Genomic DNA, 19,951 nt, shown 5'->3' on the forward strand with positions numbered 1-19,951 from the left:
TCTAGACCTCCGCCTTTCGCTTATCAGATGCTCCCGGCTTAGTTGCCATCTTCGTATACATCTCAAATAGCTTTTCCAGACGCTCCGTATCGTTCTTGAAGCGGCGGCCGATGTAGATGCGCTCAAGGATTTCGTCGTTGTGATCATGGGCGGCGCGCAGATCGGCGGGCATCTTTTCTGGGTCGTAGAGATCGGCGATGGTCGCTGGGAAATGCGCTTCACGCGCCAATAGAATGTCTTGAGCACTGCGAGTAAGGTCGGCCTTATTTTTCTCCGTCAGTTGCGGCATTGGAAAATTGTTCCAGCCAAGTGTGTTCGAGTAAGAAAAGTCGGTTCGCATACGAACACAGACGGCCCCGATCCAAGCCCAGTGGAGACGGGAAGCGATTACAGCTAAATTCCACAACGGAGCATCACAGAGCGCAAAATTCCTGTCTCCGACAATCGTATCTCGGTCAAAATAACCGACGGGAAGTACGTCTCTGTTCTCGGAACTGACGCGTGGAACAACGATACAACTGTCTTTACATATGCCCTGTATTTGCCGAAACTTGTGAGGGTATGCTGCATAGTCGCGCGTTGAGGCCGCAGTGCTCTCCAGGCGCATCCGTCGCACCCCCTCAACGCGAGCTTTCAGTTCCGGAATGGCGAGTGCGTCAGCGATGTCATCATCCTCGATCCAGATGCAATATCGTTGGATGCCATTGATCAGCTCTTGAGCTCCGACGAATTTTTTGACGAATACATCTGCTTGCGGAGCAGAGCCATTTAGTGATTGCTTTTCGGTTTCGTTAAGAAGAAGATTACCGCCATCGGTAGGCATGTTACCGCGTATCATATAACCGCGTTCATCAGCCGCCCTTGATATCGGCTCAACAATTATTCGCCTACCGGGAATGAGATAGGCATTAATATTGTTCACTTTTCGGACAGCCGTTTTACCTTCCGGATCAATGTGGAACAGACTTTTTGTACTGATTTCTTCTGATCCTACACCAACAATGACGACTGTAACCCCAGCATTGTGACTAGCGAGGTTAGCCCACTTAAACGAAGTGTGAGCAAAGTATATATCCATTCTCTTCTGGTAAATGAGAGGCCAAAGAATCGGAACCTGTTCACCTTGGCAGATGGAATTGGTGCTGACGAAGGCAAAAGTTCCTTCGGTACACTGAAAATAATCCGCCGCCAGTTTGAACCAGCAAGCTACAAGATCAAGTGAACGCCAAATTTTTGTGTGAGACTCAAAAACATGGCAAACGTCAGACTTTTGTTCCGCTGTCTGTTTTGAGCTGCCTACGTAGGGCGGATTCCCGCAAATATAGGTCTCGCCCCCCTCATTCTCGAAATCTATTTCCGACTGATTGAGTGGCGTATTGAATAGATCATCACCATGAATTTTGACACCTGTGCCAGTCGGGGGGCACACAGTAAGCCAATCGATTCTGAGTGCATTGCCGCAAGTAATCCAGTTCATGGCGTCAAGCGGTAGAAACTCCGCCAAAGCTTCCTGTTGGCCGCGATAAAGCACGTCACACTGATACTCGGCGATGATCAGCGCCAGTCGCGCGATCTCGGCCGGAAAGTCGCGCAATTCGATCCCGCGAAAATTGGTCAGCGGGATTTCTGTGCGCCGGTCGGCCTCGCCGCGCCTCTTGTTAATCTCGGCCTCGATCGCCCGCATCTGCTTGTAAGCGATGACAAGAAAATTGCCCGAGCCGCAGGCAGGGTCGAACACCCTGATCCGTGCCATGCGGTTGCGCAGGTTGAGGAGCTTGCGAGCGTTTTCGCCGGCCTCGTCCAACTTTTCGCGAAGATCATCGAGGAACAGCGGGTTCAGCACCTTCAGGATGTTCGGCACGGATGTGTAGTGCATACCGAGCGCGCCACGTTCCTCGTCATCGGCGACGGCCTGGATCATAGAGCCAAAGATATCGGGGTTGATCTTCGTCCAGTCGAGGCTGCCGATATGGATGAGATAGGTGCGCGCAATCTTCGAAAAGCGCGGCACGTCTGTGGAGCCGGAAAACAGCCCGCCATTCACATAGGGAAACTTCTCCGCCCAGCGGGGCAAGTTTGCCGCCACACGGTCTCTGGGCGGCGTATTCATCGCCCGGAAGAGTTCGCTGATCACTTCATGCGTATTTGAGGAATCGCTGGCACTCATCCGGCTGATGGTGCCGGTGAACAGATCCTCACCATTGAGGATGTCTGTATCCTCGGCGAAGAACAGAAAGATCAGCCGCGCCATGAAATGGTTCATGTCGTGGCGACGCTCAGCACTACCCCAATCGGGATTGTCCTTCAGCAACTCCACATAGAGCCGGTTCAGCCGGCCCGTCGCCTTGATGTCGAAGGCGCTCTCGCGGATTTGCTTGACGGTGGAAATGCCGGCCAGCGGCAGGAAAAAGCCGAAATGATCGGGGAAATCAGGATAATCACAGACTATGACCTCTCCGCTCGTGAGATCTTCGGCCTGGAAGACCTTGCCATCGGTCGCGAGGACGAATTTCGCCTTGGCCCTCGTCGTCGTCGGGCTTGCATTCAACGCGGCAAGCGCCTCGGTGACCGTCCCCTCCGGCGCGACTTTGATGTGGATATGATTGCGCTGCAGTACGCCGCCAGCATCAGAGCCATTCGACGCACCGGATTTCAGCTTCTTGATGGTCGTCGACTTGTTTCCGAACGCCTCCAGAAAGGCAAAGGGAAACTCTTCCGGGTCGAAAGGCTGCTCAGCCAGCCGTGATATGGCCTCTTCAATCTCGACAGCATTCATGGTGTAGACGCCTCCGGCGTATCGGATGACGGATACGGCCAGATCAGTGTCGCCAACTGGAACAGACGCCCTGCCCGCTCGGCTATGTCGGCTTCGTTCCAGGCGTCACGCTCGTCGGTGCGCAGCCAGGCATTCAGCCTCAGATCACTGTCTTCGATGATCTTCTTGCGTTTTTCATCGAACGGGCCATTGCTGACAGAGGTATTCAAGGCCTGGGTCAGCAATGTGAGATTGCCGACCGTATGAATGATCCGCATCCGAGCCGTTTCGGCCGTTTCGTCGTTCAGAAGGGCGATGGTTTCCGCATAAGGATAATCCTCTAGCGATCCCTTCTGTGGAAGGAGATGTTCGACCGTCAGATTGGTAGGGATGGAGACCGCCTCGTTCTTGGTGGTACGCAATTGCTCCTCAAGCGCGCGCAGAACCATGGCGCAGCGGTCGATGCGGGACTTCACATAGATTGGTTTCGTCAACCAACCGGCCTTGAATTCCTGGTCTGTTGGCCATTTTGCTGTCGGTTCGCTGGAGCGCAGAAGCTCGGCCCGTAGCGCATCAGCAATGTTCTCTCCCCCCTCGTCCGCACGTTTGAGCTTCACCAGAAGGCCCAGGAAGAAGCGGTTGTAATTCTTGTTGGTCCATTGACAGACGAAGCGGCGCACCAGCCAGGATTCAAGGTCGGTGAGGCAACGTTCGAGATCGGTACTGGAAAGCTTCGATTGGGGAAGGCCCGTCAAGAACAGCAAAGTTGGATAGACCGTGCTGGTGTCGAGGGATTTCAGGCGAGCGGCCAGTTTTGCCAGGCGAGAATTGCCCTCCGGCGCAACCAGTTTTCTGAACAGCGCGCTGTAGGTTTTGAGTTCGGAGAGAAACTCCTCAATCGATGATGACTGCTCATCCCGCCAGTCCTTGAATTCGCGGAACAGGCGCCCGATGGCGAGATCGGCTTCGGTCTTCATCACGAGGTAGTGGAAGATGAAAAGATCGATCCGCGGCCGCGTCAGGCGCCCCTGACGTTCCTGCACATGCCAAAAGCGGTCCTCGCCTGTAGTATCCGGACTCGCGAGTTTCAGATCATCGAAGTCGCGCCAATAGGTGTTATAGAGACGATCGGTATCCAATGTCGGCTGATTGGATGCCTGAAGGAAAATGAAGTTCCGGATCAGGTCCGATGGTAGCAATGGCTGGCCACGGGCGTTCAAAGTCTCGAAGATCACCTGCGGATCGTCGGAATCCTCCAATTCAATGACGACGAATTGCAAGGCGGTTCGCAACGCCTGGGCAATGCTGTGCAGCCGATCTTCCTGCTCCTCCTTACTGCCGCCCGCTTCGACATACGTGCTGATGGCATCGTGGAAGAAGAGATAGGCCTCCGCCATCCGCTTGAGCGGCGTGTTCTGGGTGTCATCGCGATCAAACTGGTCGCCGATCGCTGAAGGGCTTCCAGCCGTCATCACCTTTGAAAAGGTTTGACGATCGGCATTGGTGGGCCAGACCTTGAACCGTTCGTCGGAGGTTTCATCACGGACAGGATTCTTGGTGAGCCGGTCGAACGGTCCGTCACCCTCCGGGCTGCGGGCGTTTGCATAATCACGCAGAGCTGCAAGCAGAATCTGCAACGTCGTGAGACGCTGCTGCCCGTCGATGATCTCGGAGCGCGGCATGCTTCGTCCGACGATCTTGTTGACGTTGAGGACAACGGCACCAAGGAAATGCGTCTTTCCATTTTGATTGTAAGGGTCTTCGAGCGCTGCTTCCGCCTGCCGCTGAATATCTTCCCAGAGAGGCTCCCACTGTTCCTCGCGTGTCCAGACATAGGACCGCTGATAAAGTGGCACGACATAGCGGCGTTCCCGCTCAAACATTTCATGAACGGTCAGTTTGTCAGGCTTCATGGCAACTCTTTGGGTGTCGGTTTGGGTTTGTCGCTCGAATTGTGCTCGACATAACTGCGCATGAACTCCCGCAGGACCTGAGCAGCGGGCTTGTCCTGGGCACGACAGACATCAAGAAATCGCTGTCTGAGTGACCGATCAATGCGGATACGAAAGCCAACGTCTTTTTCCATTTGAAGAGTGTACACAATGGATACACCGGCAAACAGCTTTTCACAGGATTCATCCACGGCTATCTTCTATTGAAATTGAAATCAAATACACGCAATAGGACACAGAGGCCCAAAGGGTGGCTGGTAAGTTTCCCCCGTATCTGCCTTACACCCCCAAGGGGTCGAAGGGGATCGTCCTGCTCACCCGTGCAGAGCATGCGCTGCCTGGACGGGCTGAACTGAAACCTCGATCCCTGATTGGAATAAGCAGAAGGACCAAAGCCGCTCAATTCGGGCGCGGCGGAATATAGTCGTGTTTCGTGCCGCTGATTGCATTCATCAACGACTTCCATGTCCGAACCAGATCATGAGCGATCAGCGCGTCGGGCGCATCTGCTCCCCGGTCCATCGCTCTTGTGCCGATCTCGATGATCCTGTTTCGATGGTATGTGACATCGGTATAGAGCAACAGCACACCCGCTCGGTTGAACTGCTCCTCGCCCGCTTGCTTTCGCCTGATCTGCTCGTGATAGGCGCGGCACAACATGTCGAGGAATTCACGGGCCTCTGCCACATCGCGCCGTTCATCCTCGGTCATGCCGCAGCCTCGGGTGGTATGAACTTCGGCCTGTTGCCGTTCACTGCCGCCCAAAGCGACCGCCATGTCGAATCCATGAACAGCAGCTCAGCATTGGGCGGCTCTTTGCCCTCATCAAGGGCGTCAATAGCAATGCGCGCGATCTCGCGACGGTAATGCTCGCAATCGGCAAAGAGGACCATGACGGCTTTGGGCGATATCTCCGGAGCGCCAGAGGCGCGGCGGCGCCAAACCTCATGGTAGGCGCGCTGCATCATGACAAGGAAGTCGCGGGCTTCCCCTATGAGTGTCAGGTCGTGATCGGTCATGGCGCGATTCTAGCAAGGCCGGTGGCAATTCTGAATCCCTTGAAATCAGAAACCATTCAGACCGCCCCGCCCCGGCCATTTTCCATGAAGCCTGGGCGGAATTGGCGCTTTGGCCGGCTGGCCTTGGTCCGGCCGCATGAAATACGGGATCAGGATCCGGGCAACAACAATGCCGTCGCCGCGATAGCGAAAATAGATGTCGTGCTTGCGGGTTCGGAACCGCCAGAACGCAAAGCCATCGCAACTGTAGCGCCTGCTGATTCCTTTGCCATCAGCAATCATATCGATATAGGCCCGCGCGGCCCGCGCATCAGCTTCACCATAGGCTTGCGCCATCTGCCGCAGATCATCTTCTGCCTGGCGCGACAAGGCCACCCGGCCGCATAGCGCAGCCGTTTCCGCATCAGCGAAACCCTCTGCCAGGATTGCCGCGAAACGTGTGCTTCTTTCTGCGGGCGTGAGGGCATTCCAACGGTTTCGCTCGGCGTCGCCAGGAGCCGCGCGAGGCAGGATATCAGGTCCGATGGTCATGGAGTCCTTCCCCACGTTTCGGCCGCTAGTAAGGCACCGCACGCCAGTTTTCGAAATGCGGACTGTAGACGTCATCCAGCAATTCGCCAGCGATCTGTTCCACCGTCCAATGCGGCTCCTCGAAAGGCAATCCCAGACGCCGTGCGCCTAGAAAGGTGCGGTTGAGCGTGTCGGCCTTCAACCTGTCATAGGTATGTTCATCGATCTCAATCGTGAGCGTCACGGTTCTGGGTTTCTCGGTCATGGGTGTCCTTCGGCAAAATGAGAAAGCGCTCTTCCTCCCGCACAACCCGTTCCGCGCATCGACTTGTGATGGTCTGCGCGGCTCACGGGCGCCAGATCAATATGATCACCTGGCGCAATGGCCCTGCAAGAAGTCGATTGCGATACGCAATGAACCGATCCTATCGTACCAGTCGATCCCGGAAACCTACCCCTTTTCATGGCTACCGATATCGTCGGCTGCCAACAAAGGCTGTTTGCGCAATTCGCGCTCACCCTGGAGAATCCGGCGGCCAAGATCATCCTTCATCTTAGACATGGAGTCGCGCGCGGCGAGAATGGCGGCCAGCACCGACGCAACCGCAACGACCCAAAAAATGAGGTGCTGGTTTGTCATGAGGTGCGCTTTCGCATCGAAACCAAAAAGATAGCCGGACAGATAGCCGCTCGCCCCGATAACAAACACGGTCGCAATCGTCGTCGCGATGAGGACGCCTACACCAAGGAAGAAGCCGTAGAGGAATCTCATGACGGCGTTGAGCGCGGGCGATGTTGTGACAAGCTGGCGCGGCTCCAGCCGAGAAAGCGTGCGCCAATAGCAATCCTGAAGGTAGAAGCTGACGACGCCAAACACGAATCCGGCGAAGACGAAGATCGTGAGCCAGCCCGATCCGGATTGATCGGAGGAGAAAGAGGCCTTGCCGATCGGAATGCCCGTGGCGAGATCATGGATGATGGCGACGAAGACGATCCCGAAAATGATCATGACGACGATGGCCGCAGCCAGCCCGGACAGCCCCTCGGAACTGGTAAACTCCTCGTAGAAGGCCTCTCTGATATCCGCCGTCGAAAACATCGCGGCGGCGGCTCCGAGACCCATGACTGCAAAAACGCCAAACCAGAATAGCGGCGTGACGAGCGCGAACAAGCCAAGGCAGGTCAGGAAACCCCAAAAGAGATCGCTTTTGGCACTCGCACTGACATAGGAAAGACCACCGGGTGCAGTGAGCGCATCATAAGCGAATGGAGCGACCACGAAGAGCAGGAATCCAAAGAAGACGAACTTCTGCAGCGGATTGAAGTCGCTGAGGAGGTCAAGATCAGCTCCTCCACCGCCGCCGCCACGGGAACCATGAAGACGTTCCGCGGCCTCACTTGAACGACGAAGCCGCTCCCTTTCCTGTTGCTGCCGATGCTTTTCATGGCCGAGGTAACCGCCCCAACCTGGCGCGGACGAATCCCCCGACGATCCCCTCATATGATCCCAGTGAAAATTCGACATCGACAAGGCCTCCACAACGAAAGGGGTCCCTTTTGTCTAGGTTTCCATATTTCGACATTGTCGGGCTTGCCGGATCGGGTTTCCTGTGATTCCATTTACGCATACGTTTCCGGATCCGTTGTTTTCCGCGGGTTTCAAAAGGGACACCTTCTGATAGCTTATGAAGCGGGCTCAGACGGCAATTAAGTAATTGATATAATTTTATTTTTGCCTTGAGCCCGGCAAAACGGGGAGGCATACTTGAAGAATGAAAATCGGCTATGTCCGTGTATCGGATGATCAACAGCTTGAAACATTGCAGATCGATGCGTTGTTGGCGGCCGGATGCGAGGTAATCTACAGCGATCACGGCGTTTCCGGTTCTGCAGTTATGCGCAAGGGCCTGGATGCTGTATTGGCGGAATTGTCTGCCGGCGACACATTCATGGTCTGGAAGATTGATCGTCTTGGACGCTCGACCATCCACCTTTTATTGCTTCTCGACGGACTAAGACAGCGGGGGGTCGGTTTCGTATCGCTGACACAAGGCATTGATACGACAACCGCCGTCGGACGCATGGTCTACGGCCAATTAGCCGTTTTCGCGGAATTCGAGCGCGAACAGATCAGAGAGCGGACCCGCGCGGGGATGGCGGCAGCAAAGCGTCGGGGAAAGCATGTTGGCCGGCCGCCATTGCTGACCATCGGACAGGTTGATGCGGCAGTCTCTCGGCTCAATGCCCAGGAAAATACGATCACTGGAATGGCACGAGACTACGGCGTGGCACCTTTGACGCTCAGCCGGGCAATTAAGAAACGCCAGCAATCCCGCAAGCTTGGGAAGAACCTCGCCTAATTGTTTAATGGACAACTCCGGAAACCTTCATTCCACACTGGAGGGAAGCTTCGGCGACATTGCCGAATTCCCTGGCCAACTCCAGAACGTACCGACACTGTTGTGCCAACTTGCCGACGGCGTCACGCGGGATCGACTTCTTCCCTGTTGGTAATCGTCCCATGGGTCTTCCTCCTCCCCGCAAGACGCACGGTAAAAAAATTAAATGGACACACAGCCTTCCCAATCAGGCCTGTCTCCGGAGGTGACCAGGTTAAGTGGACACATGGAGGAAGTATGTTCTTGATTTTTCCGATTGAATGTAATCATCTTTGGAAAATTAGCATCGTGATATCGCGGGAGGTTTTTTAAATGCGGACACTCTCGTTTTCTTTTTTATTATCTATCCTAATTGTTTTCCCAGTTCGCCATGCATCTGCGGATTTGACCATCTGCAACAAGGCAGGACATACGATCAGCTTTGCAATTGTATCGGATTTTTGGAACAACTACTATCAGTCATACTTATACCGAGCTACAGGATGGCGCCATATCGGTGATGGTGTTTGCAGAAAAGTGGTCGAAAGCAGAGATCCAATCCAAGCATTTTTGTCTGTAAAAGCTATCCGCGATGACTACGAACCATATATGATCCCGACTGACGCAGTGAATTGGGATAACTTGCCCTGGAAAGAAGGCGTCTCCGGGATGGCAAAGTTTTTCTGCATTTCAAACAAGGATCCATTCAATTATGTGATCCGATATTTGTATCAGCTTGATTCTTGTCAAAAGAATCAGTACAAACAATTATTTAATATATTTATCGCGACCAAAAAGAATCAAAATCTTTCTTTAGACATCACATCACCGAAAGACCCCTAGTCTGAATCATAAATTTTTCCATCAGCATAAAACCATTCTTGGCTATCATAGCTAAAGATATACTTATCTTTTTCGACCTCCTTGCACTTAAGATAAGTGCACATAAAAAGATTTGTTTTTGTCCTTCTGATTTCGTCATCAATAAATTTTTGTATCGCCGACAGATCATTTTTTGAGATCTTTCGATTTCCCAAATTATCATAGCGCTTTGCTTTTTCAGTAGTATCACTTTTAGCACTCACACTAGGTTTTTGGACATCTTCCTTTTTATCATGCCGCTTCTTCGCCGAAGGGCATTTGGGCTGACCACAATTTTTCGTCGCAGCAACCATCTCGGAATATTTCGACGATGCACCTTCTACATCTAGATCTAAGACGTAAACCTCGGCTCCTAAATTCCCCAAAGAGATGGGAAGAAGCGGAAGTTTGCTGAGAGGCCCCAAACTCTTTATGTTGTAGTAGCCGTTTTCCTTCGTTGGCTTTCCTAAACCTGCCGCCTCGGAAATCTGCTCTACATTCAGCCAAAGCACTTTGAACGCGGGAGGGGTATCGTCAACTTCAGCATTTCCATCATTTGCAGGAACTCTTTGAAAATACAGATAGTAATATATTCCACTTGAACGGTCTTTAAATTGTGCAAGGACATATTTTTTGGAATCCTGTCCAGTTTGCTCTAAAAATATAATATCATCATATTCTTTAGTTTCGTAGACTGGACGATCTATATTCCTTTTTTTCCTAAGAATTCCATAGCGGTGAGTGAAAAATAATGCGACCTTATCTGGAAACAATTCTTCGGCATATTGATAGTCATTTTCAAACAAGGGGGTCTCGGAGCTCAAACATCCGGTAAGCGGCAACAATGAAGCGAACAACAAACTGGTTTGGATCAAACGGCGAAATGTTCTCATTATCTCGCTCTCATTGCATCTATTGCGCTTCGAGACTATCGACTTGGTTTTTTGATAGCAATCCTCTTCTGTATTGGATGCGCTACGCGTGATGACCTACCACGGATAATTTCCTCCATTTGGGATTAGAGTCCGGCCATGAATGTTCCGATTTGGCGGGAGAACGTCACATTTTATAATATCCCCGTATCTGCCTTACACCCCTTCCCTGCCAAGCCGGCTTGGTGCGGGTGGGATCGAAGGGGATCCTCTAGGGCAATGGCAGTTGACATTGCCCCGAAGCCGCGATCCCGAAAGGAGGGGCACGGCCTAAGCCGTGCCTTCTTGATCGCGCAACCAGTTGGCGGCCTGAGAGGCTTTGGAGGCGGCCGTGAAGACGGCCTTCTTGTCGTTCTTGAGAACGGTGAGCCAGTTCTTGATGTAGCAGGCATGGTCCGTGCGCGGCTCGGGCGTGATGCCGAGATCGCCGCACAGGAAGGCAGCGCCAAGTTCAGCGATCAGCTCTTCGACGGCATAGGCTTCATCACCGAAGCGGCCCGAGAGATCGCGGTCGAGGCGCGCCCCGTCGCCCGACCAATGGACCAGTTCATGAAACAGGGTCGAATAAAAGGCTTCGGCCGGCGTGGTGGTGTCGGTGCCGGTAAACCGGCGGCGTTCCGGCATGCGGATGATATCCTGTGAGGGAATAAAGCAGGCCTTGTCGCCGCCCTCGATGATGGTGGCTTTGGTGCCAGCGGCGAAGGCTTCTGCCCTAACGATCGGATCAAAGGCTGGTTGTTCGGGCAAGTCCTGTTCCAGGGTTTCGAAACCCTCGACCTGCGCGGCGTTGAAAACATGGCTGGCGCGGGCAAACAGGCGTTCCCCATTCGCGGTCTCGCCGGTTTCTTCGTCCTGCTGTTCAAAGGCAAGCGTCTTGTAAAAGACGACAAGCGAGGATTTTTCGCCCTTGCGGACCTGACATCCTTTCTCCTGCCACTGGCGATAGGTGCCCCAGAGATTGGAGGGGAAGTCATGGGCCTGGGCGGAGACCCAGAGGCTGATGATATTGACGCCGTTGTATGGGTTCTTGGACGCGACGTTGACCGGACGGGCAAAGCTGCCGCGTTTGTTCCTGATCCAGGGGAGTTGGAACTCACCTGCGGTTTCGAGTGCATCAATGATGCGATTGGTGATCTCCTGATGGACATCAAATTTCTGAGGGGTCTTGGACATGGCTGTCTCCTTCCTGCCGGTTTGACAGCCGCGACGCTCGCGGCCTGATGGCGTCCGGAGAGGCAGGCCAAAACAGCCCTTGCACCCCAAGCGGAGCGCCGGGGCGGGCGAAGCGAAAAGACGGCCTCTGGCCGTTGCAAGGGATGGGAGGGGCTGCCAGGACAGCCAGACAGGAAGGCCGCTACCGGCGCGGATCAAACACCGCCGGCATGGAGAAGCAGACGTGCCGCAAGAGCCCCTCCGGTAAGAATGTCGAAGAGATCAGTCTATTTGATGCGGGAGATGGTGGAGCGGGATACGCCCATGACGCGGGCAATTTCGGCATTGTCGATCCCGTCGCGTCGCATCTTCAAGGCCTGCTCGCGCTGATATTGTGTCAGCTTAAAGGGACGGCCCAGATGACGCCCTGCCTTTCGGGCACGCTCGCGGCCTTCGGATGTCCGTTCGCGGATGAGAGACCGCTCGAACTCGGCAAGACCGCCAAGAACAGTGAGAATGAGCCTGCCGGTCGGTGTAGTGGTGTCAGCCCATGAATCGGCAAGCGCCTTCAGCCGCGCGCCTCGTGTTTCGATCGTGTGGACGATATCGAGAAGATCCCGCGTCGATCGCGCCAGACGGTCCAGCCGCGTGACGACCAGGACATCGCTCTCAGAAAGATGTGCGAGCGCCTTGCGGAGTTCCGGCCGGTCAGATCGTGCCCCGCTAATCGTCTCCTTGAACACCTTGTCGCAGCCATGAGCCTTCAACTGCTCGATCTGGGCGTCGAGGGTCTGACCGGAGGTGGACACGCGTGCATAGCCGATCATCATGGGTCGAGCGCCCTCAAGAGAGCGTCCCAATCCTGGCCGCCGCCAAGGATGCGGATAATGAGGATATGATCGGCTTCGATCCGGTAGACGATATGATGCTGTCCGCTCGGGTGAATGCGCACCGGCGGCGTGAACTCGGCGCGCTCCCGCGCGATTTCCGGCATCGTCAAAAGCGTTTCGAAGGATTGCGCAAAGCTGTCGGTGTAGAGATCGGCCTGTCGCACCGACCAGGTTTCAGCCGTATAGAGCCAGATGGCTTCGAGGTCAGCGACGGCCTGTGGTGTAAGCCGGTATTGCGATGGCTTACTTGATGGCATGGCGTGCGTGCATACGTCCCTTGAAATCGGCGAAGTCGAACGGCTTGGCCTCGCCACTGGCCAGTCCCTCATCGATTGCCTGTTGAAGTGTTGCGATTGCGGCTTCGCGCTCCTGATCCTTTCGGATCAAATGTCGGACATAGTCGCTGGTATTGCTGAAGCGTCCATCCTTCAGACGCAACTCGACCCAATCTTTCATCGGGTCCGGCAGGGACACATTCATCGTTGCCATGGCATCGCCTCCTATAATTCAAGGATAGCGGAATTTGACAAATTTTGTCAACGAAATTGGCAATCTTTGCCATAACATCAATCATTTATGCACGCGAATTATGCACGATCCAACGGATTGAAATCATTGACTGAAATCCCGCGTACATAAGTCTTGATTTATGCGCGGCTTCAGTCTTGAAAGTGCTAATTCGTGTAACACTCATACGGGAGCTCTGCCGCATGGAGAAAGGCTGATTTCGGAGACGGGCATCGGCTATAAGGTCTAAATTACTAAAACAGTATCGGTCATTCCCATGAGAGCAAAACGGCAGGGAAATCTTGATGGGCTTTGTGGCGCCTATGCGATCGTCAACGCGATCAGCCAGGCACTTGATAGACCCGAATACATGGAAGAGCTTGCCGACCACTGGTTCCAGGCAGCTCTCCTTTCGCTTCCGAAGCGCGATTTTCCAGAAGTGATCTGGATTGGTACGAATCCTGGACAACTCCGCTTGATGGCAAATGGGGTTGTGAAGGCGATCCGGCGGGGTACCAATCGGGATTTGGAACTGGAGGTCGATCAGCCAATCAAGCGAAATACGTCGAAGACACTTGCTGAATATCTGTACAAGCTGGAAACCCTGCAAGGGCCTGCAACAGCGCTGATCCTCGGCATTGAATTCGCCCAGTCAACGGGCGGCGGGCACTGGACAGTACTGAAAAAAATTACCCCCTCGGAAGTCCATTTACTCGATTCTGATGGATTGCGAAAACTCAACCGGCAGGCGATCTCGCTCACCGGCAAGAAGGATCGGCTTGTCCCTAAGGAAACCTTGCGCATCCGGCTGACAAAGCTCGATGGGGAAGCGTTTTGATCTAACGAATGGTCTTCTTGATGACCGCAAGTGCGACGGACCCGCTGGGAAAGATCACGCTGGCGCTGGCAAAGGTCACAGAAGGCCCGAAAGGCCGGCAGAACACTTTTTCAGCATCCTATGAGAACAAGGCGCCGCGGGGTGACCGAGCGCCTTGATAATTTCTCACAAGCACGAGAGAGCCTTAGGCTGTCGGACGGCGGCCTTTTGCGCGGATGAACTGGCTTCCATGGCCCTGGCGCGACGTTCCATGATCTGAGCTGGTGTGGCACTGGACAGAACCGTCCCGGCTGTCAGTTCCACCTTGGAGCGAAACGTCTGGCCAAGCGTGTAGCCGCGGGTCTCGCTCAATTTGGAAGCGTCATCCTTGCTGAAGGGCGACGCCTGCTTGATGTTGGCAGCGACGACGTGGCGATCGGCGCCAATATTGACGAGGGCGACGCCCTGGCTGCGGATTTCGTCAAGCGTTTCCCGGGCAAGTTTTGTCGTCCGATCGGCAAACTGGATCGAGACTTGGAAGCCCTCGCCATCGATCCCGTAGCGATCGGCGATGCGAGAACGCTCCTCTTCTGACACAAGACGGATAAAACGAATGGTATCGACCGGAATAACCGTTCCGGAATTGATTTTGATAATATTAGTCATTGCAATACTCCAATAATTATGATTAAAAGCCTTCTTATATTTATGAAAAGACAATATGTCAATATTTATTGGAGGAAGAAATGATAGATCAAAATACAAACATGTTGATTGCTTATACGATCCGCGATGCCGGCGAAAGCAAGCATTGGGATCGGGTTGGCGCGGCTTTCGCACACAAGGACGGCCAAGGCTTTGACCTGGTTCTGGATGCGCTGCCGGTGAACGGACGCGTGACGCTGCGCGTGCCGAAAGAGAAATACGACGCAGCGGCTGAATAGCGCCGGATCTCACGCGTGTTTCGATGGAAGGCGGCTCTATCGCAAGCGTCGGCCATCCTCTTCCATATCGGCGGGTTTGACCGTATATCCGGCTTCCATCAGGGCGCTCAGCACGATGTGGCGCAGCGTCACCGCCTGGGTTGCGGCAGCGATCTTGAGTTCGCGGGCCAGATAATCGGGAATCTCGATGCTGAGCGGCTTGCGCGGTGCTTGGACCGGGCGCTCCTTGGCCGCCGGGATCGGCGCTTGCGGGGCGGCATCATCGGGCAGAATGGCAGACACGCTCAAGGACGGGATGCGCTTGCGCGTTGCCGTCTCGGCAAGCTTGCGGTCGACTTCATCGATCTCGACGGGCTGAAAGGGATTGGCATTCTCGCTCATGCGGCCCTCCCCTTGCCGGCCGGCGCGTCGGCGGCGATATGCTGGATCTCCTCGATCAGCCTTTCGATCTCGCGGGCGGCCTTTCCCTTTGGCTCGGCTTCGCTGGGGCTTTTGCCCGTCAGGAACATCTCCCGGTAGATGGCCCGCTCGACCAGGCCGGCCTTGAAGGTCGGCAGGCCGTGGCGCTTGATTTCGCGGTGCGCAAATAGGGTCACGCGGGTTGGCAGCGGAAACAGCTTGGTGAGCAAGACGCGGTAGCGCACCTTGTCGGCGCCGGCTTCGATGACGTCCTTGATGTCATCGACAATAACGAGCGCCTCGCGCAGGTCCGGCTCCGAGGCCTGTGCCGGTATGATGACGAGATCGGACCGCGCCATGGCCTTGAGCATCGTGGCTTCGCGGGTTCCGGCCAGATCGATCAGGATATGGTCGAAATCGCCACCGCCCGTTTTCTCACGAAAGGTCTGGGTAAAGGCATCCGGCTCGATGGCTTCGACCACAAGGCTGGCCAATGTGGACTTGCGGCCCCAGCGGGCAACGGTCTGGTTGAGATCGAGATCCAGCACCAGGACGCGAGCGCCATCCTGGGCCAGTTTTGCGGCGATGGCGGCACAACATGTCGATTTGCCAACCCCGCCTTTTGATGAAGCAAATGAGATAATCATGGTCTTACGCATGATCGTGCCAGAGTGGCAAAAACAATCAACAGCGCATTTGCCCAAATCAACACTTATCCAGATCAATATTTCTGGAGTCGCGAATTTGATGATTTGGACAAGTCTGTATAAATTGAATTACTGAAGATGACAGTTGCACACTTGCCGATCGACGCATTTGCTCAAGTGAGCAAATCCATATTTGCCTATGTGGGACAAGCCTATCGGCAACGCCGACGGACCTATTTTGTTTTCCAGAATGCTGATCGCCGCAAACGGGCCTGAGAGCCCTCTAGAGAGGCCTTTCCAGACTGATGCGGCGGGGCAAGCAAGAATGACGCTTCGCCCACCAGCGGCGGCGAAATCGCCGGCAAGACCGCTTTCGGCCACAACCCTTGCTCACCTGGCGCCCTGAATGTGGTGTCAGTCAGTCCTGGCAAGCAAACAGGCTGTCGCGGCTCTTGGAAACGCTGATCGGGCGGATTGGCTGTGCCGCCGTCAGACAGGCGCGGCGACCGAGCGGATCGCGCGAGGGAGGGTGAGGAAGCATTATGGCGCGTCCGGCAAGCCGGCGCGTCTATTTTCATAATGCCTGTGATCCGACGGTATGGGTGAGGCCGTCTCACCGTTCTAAGATTCATAATGTTCTAGATTCTTATTCAGGGCGGCTGAATCCCGCGCTGACTGCGGCTTGGCGGGGCCTATGGTGAGAAAATGGGCGGAGTAGGTGAGAAAACGGGCGGCTATCGGTGAGATATTGGGCGGGCTGCAGTGAGAAAATGGGCGGCCAAAGGTGAGGTATTGGGCGGCTGCGCCGGCGGCGGCTGTGGATAAGCCTGTGGGCAAGTCCAGGATTATCCCGCGTGCTCCGAATGGTGAGAAAATGGGCGGCCGACAGGCTGGGGATAAGTGAGAGCAGATTATCTATTTATAACCCTAAGATCATGTTTTTGTGTATCTTTTCTTCATGGAATCGAGCCGAATAGAGGATGGAACACGTTTAGGGACTGGCCCTGCAGAGCCTCGGGATGTCGCGACCCTGGCACTCAAGGTGACAGGCGATCCGTTGGATCCGGACACGGCAAGCTCCTTCATCAAGCCCGGCGAATTGGTTCATGCCGTCGAGATCACACCGCTCAACCGCTCGGAACTGGTGCTCTACAACCAGCTTCTGGCGCATGCCTGGAATGATATAGCCCCCGGAAAGATCTATTCGGTCGCCAAGGCGCGGCTCCGCGGCACGCATGAAAGCAATGATCGCCTGCATGACGCCTTTGACCGGCTGATGGGGGCATTTGCCAAGATCAAATATCGCGACCCTGCCACTGGCCTGGCAAAGACGGTGCGGATCAGCCTTCTTGGGCCCAATGCTGAGGAGGAAGGCGACCAGGGCCGGTTTCACTATACGCTAGACCCGATGCTGCTGAAGGTCCTGCAGACCAGCCGGACCTGGGCACGGCTGCGCTCGGAAATCCTTTACCTGCTGCGCTCGAAATATTCGATCCGGCTTTACGAGGCGATCGAGCAGCGCATCAACATGCGCCGCCAGCACGAGAGCTTCACCATCGATGGATTGCGCGAATTGCTGGGCGTGCCAAAAGACAAGCTGACGCGCTTTGCTGACCTGAACGGCCAATGTCTGAAGCCGGCGATCGCCGAGGTGAACCAGCTGACCGATTACGAAGTCGCAGCCGCGCTGAAGAAACGCGGCCGCCGGGTCGAGACCATTACCCTGACCTGGCTCAAGAAATGCCCGGAAGAGCGCGTCGCAGCGGCGCGGGAGCGGGCGCAATCGCGCATCGGCCGCGTGGCACGCCGCAAGGCCACGATCGAGACCATCACCTGACCGCCCAATTTCTCACTTTTGCCCTGCAAAACTTCGGCACAACTCGCCCGTTTAGCACATATTGCGCGACTGAACTGCCATTGGCGCCGCCTTTTTCGCCCCGCAGCCGCTCCACAACGAGCGGAGGGGCGGAAAAGCGCGCGCCCTGCCCTATTCCAGCTTGCGGGTCTTGCCTCTTGGCCGATGGCGCTTGCGCCGCTGACGATCGGCTGCTTCCAATTCGCGTACACGCTTTGCGATCCGATCATCCCGCTCGCTGCTCGATCGGGTTGTCTGTTCGGCGTCTTTCGAGTGGTCCGACCCGATCTCGGTCTGCTTGACGGTTTCGGATGGCCGAAGGATGTCTGCCGGCGCGTGTGGTCTGACCTGGCTCAGCGACGTGTCGGATGCAACCGGGCCGCCACCCATTTTCCGGGACAGCCGCTCCAGTTGATGGCGCTCGCCGGCCGTCCGGGCCGAATTCGGGTCGGCAGCTTTTCGCTGCTTGGCAGCGACTTTTGGTAACGCCTTGGCGGCCGCAAAATTGCGCCCCGTTTCGGCTTGCCCCCGAACAGCAAAATTCGTTCGGGCACGCGAGGCGGCGGCATCGGACCGGCCGGAGCGTGCCCGCGCAGCGATGCGCTCTTCATCGCGGCGGCGCTCGGCGGCATGGCGGGCTTCCAAGCGCCGCCATAATTCGCCGGTCTTGTCACGCGCCTGCTTGTGTCGCTGGTCGATAAGGCCGGTGAGTTTGTCTTCGGCGCGGATCATTTGGCCAATGGCCCGGCGCTCGATGAAACGCCGCGGCGAAAGCAGCGCCGCCACCTTGGCAAACAGGCTTGGAATGGCCTGGGGCCCATGCCGGTTTGTGGCCTTATCGAGGGCTGCCTGGCGTGCCTCGCGGTGCTTGCGCAAGGCATCGAGATCCCTGCCCGGGCCGGCCCGCAGGCGGGCATCGATGCGCGCCAGAAAACGGGTCTGGCGCAGCGCAAAGTCGCGCAATTCCTTTTGCTGGCGATCAGCGCGCGCCTGCCGGATGGCCTCGTCGTCGAGATGGGCATGGGCCCTGAACCAGTCGTGATCGCCGCGTGGTGTCTGCTTGTGCCGGACATAGCGTCCCTTCGCCTGCGGATCGGCCTTGCGGCGCGCTGCCTTGTCGGCCCGCATGGCGTGGCGCTGTTCCCAGTTGAAAACCCGTTCATGGCACAGGATGAAACCGGTTTTCCGCTCGTGCTGCATGGCCCACCAGGACAGTTTCAGCCAGTCATTGCTGACCGAAGCATATTTGCCGTTGATGGGCGAGATGCGGTTGACGATCAGATGCACATGGGGATGCGCGGTGTCCGTATGCTGGACGATCAAGGCCTGGCGGTCCTCCAGCCCAAGGGCGGTGAGCACCTCGTCGGCGGCCTTGAGCATGTCGGCCCGGCTTGGTGTCCTGTCCTTGGTCGGATGCCAGGCAAGGCTGAGCGTATAGACCGGCTTGGACCCCTGACGGCCACGAAACGGATTGGCGCGCCGGACATAGTCGGCATAGCCCATGCCGGCCGCCTTGGCGGCGGCGGCAACGGCGGCCTGGCGGACATTATGGGCGTTGGCGGAAAGCCAGGACATGCAGCGCAGCGCCTTGTCCGGATCGGTGGTGGGCAAATTGCGGGTCGCGGTGAATCCCACCCGGGTAGCGGTCGCCGCTCCCTTGTCGTGCAGCATGTAGTCATTGGCGGCCGGACGCGCTTGCGCCTTGGCATCGCCGGCCTTGCGGATGTCATTGAGGTAATAGAGGCCGGCGCCGTGAAAGCTTGAACCGAGGCTGGCAACGCGCGGGATCATGACGGCAACAGGCGATCGAGCACCGCGTCGAGCCGGTCGAGCAGGCGCTCGAATTCATTCGGTTGGTGACCCGTCTGCAAGATGATGGGGGCGAGAAGCTGCAGAGACATGCCAATGCGGGTCAGCGCATCGATCAACTCAAAATCGGAGCCTCCGGTCTTGCGGTGATTGTCATTGACGCCGTCATGGCAAAGCTGAGCGCGGGCAAAATCGGATCCGGTCAGGCCGGCATCGGCCGCATTGATCAGGAAGCGCGCCTGTTCGCGCGGATTGACCCAGATGACGATACGCGCAGTGCGCGCCTCGCCGGGCGGCTTTGTGGGTCGTCCTGTTTTCGCTCTGTCTGTCATCCTACGTCGTCATACTCATGGGCCGCTGATTCACAGGCGCTCGATGTCACTCAAGCGACCAGCTCACGCTGGGGTGAATTTGATCCCGGCTGCGCCGGGTCAAAGAGGGGCGGCGGCACGAGGCCCCCCTTGCCAGAGTTTTTCGGCACCGAAAAACATATCTGGCTACTACAGGCGCAGAAACAAGCACAA

General features: G+C 56.0%; 23 protein-coding genes. 5 read left to right on the forward strand and 18 right to left on the reverse strand.

Annotated elements, in window-relative coordinates; genetic code table 11:
* Position 1: 1 nt before the first annotated feature.
* The 8 genes from CSC94_RS21700 to CSC94_RS21735 all read right to left on the reverse strand — a co-directional run bounded on the left by CSC94_RS21700 (position 2) and on the right by CSC94_RS21735 (position 7,761).
* A complete protein-coding gene (locus CSC94_RS21700; RefSeq protein ID WP_099308478.1) occupies positions 2–2,776 on the reverse strand; it encodes a class I SAM-dependent DNA methyltransferase in 2,775 nt (924 codons plus the stop codon).
* Positions 2,773–4,668: a DUF262 domain-containing protein gene (locus tag CSC94_RS21705; protein WP_099308479.1), complete on the reverse strand. Its 1,896-nt coding sequence runs from the start codon at positions 4,666–4,668 to the stop codon at positions 2,773–2,775. The genes CSC94_RS21700 and CSC94_RS21705 overlap by 4 nt, the downstream gene beginning before the upstream one ends.
* Entirely contained in the window at positions 4,665–4,898 is a 234-nt protein-coding gene (locus tag CSC94_RS21710) for a hypothetical protein (protein WP_133122975.1), read from the reverse strand. Before CSC94_RS21710 ends, CSC94_RS21705 begins: the two co-directional genes overlap by 4 nt.
* Positions 4,899–5,106: 208 nt before the next feature.
* Entirely contained in the window at positions 5,107–5,418 is a 312-nt protein-coding gene (locus tag CSC94_RS21715) for a hypothetical protein (RefSeq protein ID WP_099308481.1), read from the reverse strand.
* Positions 5,415–5,726 carry a hypothetical protein gene (locus CSC94_RS21720; RefSeq protein ID WP_099308482.1) on the reverse strand — a complete coding sequence of 104 codons (312 nt, stop codon included), beginning with the start codon at positions 5,724–5,726 and terminating at the stop codon, positions 5,415–5,417. The genes CSC94_RS21715 and CSC94_RS21720 overlap by 4 nt, the downstream gene beginning before the upstream one ends.
* Before the next feature lie 45 nt (positions 5,727–5,771).
* Entirely contained in the window at positions 5,772–6,257 is a 486-nt protein-coding gene (locus CSC94_RS21725; RefSeq protein WP_133122978.1) for a type II toxin-antitoxin system RelE/ParE family toxin, read from the reverse strand.
* Between the two features lie 25 nt (positions 6,258–6,282).
* Complete coding sequence (locus CSC94_RS21730; protein WP_099308484.1) at positions 6,283–6,501, reverse strand: hypothetical protein; 219 nt, start codon at positions 6,499–6,501, stop codon at positions 6,283–6,285.
* A gap of 186 nt (positions 6,502–6,687) precedes the next feature.
* Positions 6,688–7,761, reverse strand: coding sequence for a hypothetical protein (locus tag CSC94_RS21735; protein WP_133122980.1), 1,074 nt, complete (start codon positions 7,759–7,761; stop codon positions 6,688–6,690).
* 247 nt (positions 7,762–8,008) lie between these two features.
* Here CSC94_RS21735 and CSC94_RS21740 point away from each other — a divergent pair, with 247 nt between their 5' ends.
* Together CSC94_RS21740 and CSC94_RS24095 are read left to right on the forward strand one after the other, a co-directional pair.
* The gene (locus CSC94_RS21740) at positions 8,009–8,596 is read left to right on the forward strand and encodes a recombinase family protein (protein ID WP_099308486.1); all 588 of its coding nucleotides are present in this window, start codon (positions 8,009–8,011) and stop codon (positions 8,594–8,596) included.
* Positions 8,597–8,947: 351 nt separating this feature from the next.
* A complete protein-coding gene (locus tag CSC94_RS24095) occupies positions 8,948–9,457 on the forward strand; it encodes a DUF1036 domain-containing protein (protein WP_114647871.1) in 510 nt (169 codons plus the stop codon).
* On the opposite strand, the gene CSC94_RS24325 is transcribed toward CSC94_RS24095, so the two are convergent.
* From CSC94_RS24325 to CSC94_RS21760, 5 genes are all read right to left on the reverse strand, one after another.
* A complete protein-coding gene (locus CSC94_RS24325; protein WP_133122982.1) occupies positions 9,454–10,368 on the reverse strand; it encodes a hypothetical protein in 915 nt (304 codons plus the stop codon). The genes CSC94_RS24095 and CSC94_RS24325 overlap by 4 nt on opposite strands.
* 309 nt (positions 10,369–10,677) lie before the next feature.
* On the reverse strand, positions 10,678–11,580 hold the full coding sequence (locus CSC94_RS21745) for an ArdC family protein (protein WP_099308487.1): 903 nt from the start codon (positions 11,578–11,580) through the stop codon (positions 10,678–10,680).
* 266 nt (positions 11,581–11,846) lie between these two features.
* Complete coding sequence (locus CSC94_RS21750; protein ID WP_099308488.1) at positions 11,847–12,389, reverse strand: recombinase family protein; 543 nt, start codon at positions 12,387–12,389, stop codon at positions 11,847–11,849.
* The gene (locus CSC94_RS21755; protein ID WP_099308489.1) at positions 12,386–12,706 is read right to left on the reverse strand and encodes a type II toxin-antitoxin system RelE/ParE family toxin; all 321 of its coding nucleotides are present in this window, start codon (positions 12,704–12,706) and stop codon (positions 12,386–12,388) included. Before CSC94_RS21755 ends, CSC94_RS21750 begins: the two co-directional genes overlap by 4 nt.
* A complete protein-coding gene (locus tag CSC94_RS21760) occupies positions 12,693–12,938 on the reverse strand; it encodes a type II toxin-antitoxin system ParD family antitoxin (protein WP_099308490.1) in 246 nt (81 codons plus the stop codon). The genes CSC94_RS21755 and CSC94_RS21760 overlap by 14 nt, the downstream gene beginning before the upstream one ends.
* 295 nt (positions 12,939–13,233) lie before the next feature.
* Between CSC94_RS21760 and CSC94_RS21765 the strand changes: the two genes are divergently transcribed.
* A complete protein-coding gene (locus tag CSC94_RS21765; protein ID WP_133122984.1) occupies positions 13,234–13,794 on the forward strand; it encodes a hypothetical protein in 561 nt (186 codons plus the stop codon).
* 165 nt (positions 13,795–13,959) lie between these two features.
* Here CSC94_RS21765 and CSC94_RS21770 read toward each other — a convergent pair whose 3' ends face one another.
* On the reverse strand, positions 13,960–14,439 hold the full coding sequence (locus CSC94_RS21770) for a hypothetical protein (RefSeq protein WP_099308492.1): 480 nt from the start codon (positions 14,437–14,439) through the stop codon (positions 13,960–13,962).
* An 80-nt stretch (positions 14,440–14,519) separates the two neighbouring features.
* Here CSC94_RS21770 and CSC94_RS21775 point away from each other — a divergent pair, with 80 nt between their 5' ends.
* Complete coding sequence (locus CSC94_RS21775; protein ID WP_099308493.1) at positions 14,520–14,717, forward strand: hypothetical protein; 198 nt, start codon at positions 14,520–14,522, stop codon at positions 14,715–14,717.
* A gap of 36 nt (positions 14,718–14,753) precedes the next feature.
* Here CSC94_RS21775 and CSC94_RS21780 read toward each other — a convergent pair whose 3' ends face one another.
* Together CSC94_RS21780 and CSC94_RS21785 are read right to left on the reverse strand one after the other, a co-directional pair.
* The gene (locus CSC94_RS21780; protein WP_099308494.1) at positions 14,754–15,098 is read right to left on the reverse strand and encodes a hypothetical protein; all 345 of its coding nucleotides are present in this window, start codon (positions 15,096–15,098) and stop codon (positions 14,754–14,756) included.
* Positions 15,095–15,820: a ParA family protein gene (locus CSC94_RS21785; RefSeq protein WP_133122987.1), complete on the reverse strand. Its 726-nt coding sequence runs from the start codon at positions 15,818–15,820 to the stop codon at positions 15,095–15,097. The genes CSC94_RS21780 and CSC94_RS21785 overlap by 4 nt, the downstream gene beginning before the upstream one ends.
* A gap of 886 nt (positions 15,821–16,706) precedes the next feature.
* Here CSC94_RS21785 and CSC94_RS21790 point away from each other — a divergent pair.
* Positions 16,707–17,600 carry a replication initiation protein gene (locus CSC94_RS21790; protein ID WP_099308496.1) on the forward strand — a complete coding sequence of 298 codons (894 nt, stop codon included), beginning with the start codon at positions 16,707–16,709 and terminating at the stop codon, positions 17,598–17,600.
* Between the two features lie 150 nt (positions 17,601–17,750).
* Here CSC94_RS21790 and CSC94_RS21795 read toward each other — a convergent pair whose 3' ends face one another.
* Together CSC94_RS21795 and CSC94_RS21800 are read right to left on the reverse strand one after the other, a co-directional pair.
* On the reverse strand, positions 17,751–19,289 hold the full coding sequence (locus CSC94_RS21795; protein ID WP_165784552.1) for a relaxase/mobilization nuclease domain-containing protein: 1,539 nt from the start codon (positions 19,287–19,289) through the stop codon (positions 17,751–17,753).
* A gap of 116 nt (positions 19,290–19,405) precedes the next feature.
* Positions 19,406–19,759, reverse strand: coding sequence for a hypothetical protein (locus CSC94_RS21800; RefSeq protein ID WP_099308498.1), 354 nt, complete (start codon positions 19,757–19,759; stop codon positions 19,406–19,408).
* Between the last annotated feature and the right edge of the window lie 192 nt (positions 19,760–19,951).

The sequence above is a fragment of the Zhengella mangrovi genome, from assembly GCF_002727065.1.
Classification (GTDB): domain Bacteria; phylum Pseudomonadota; class Alphaproteobacteria; order Rhizobiales; family Rhizobiaceae; genus Zhengella; species Zhengella mangrovi.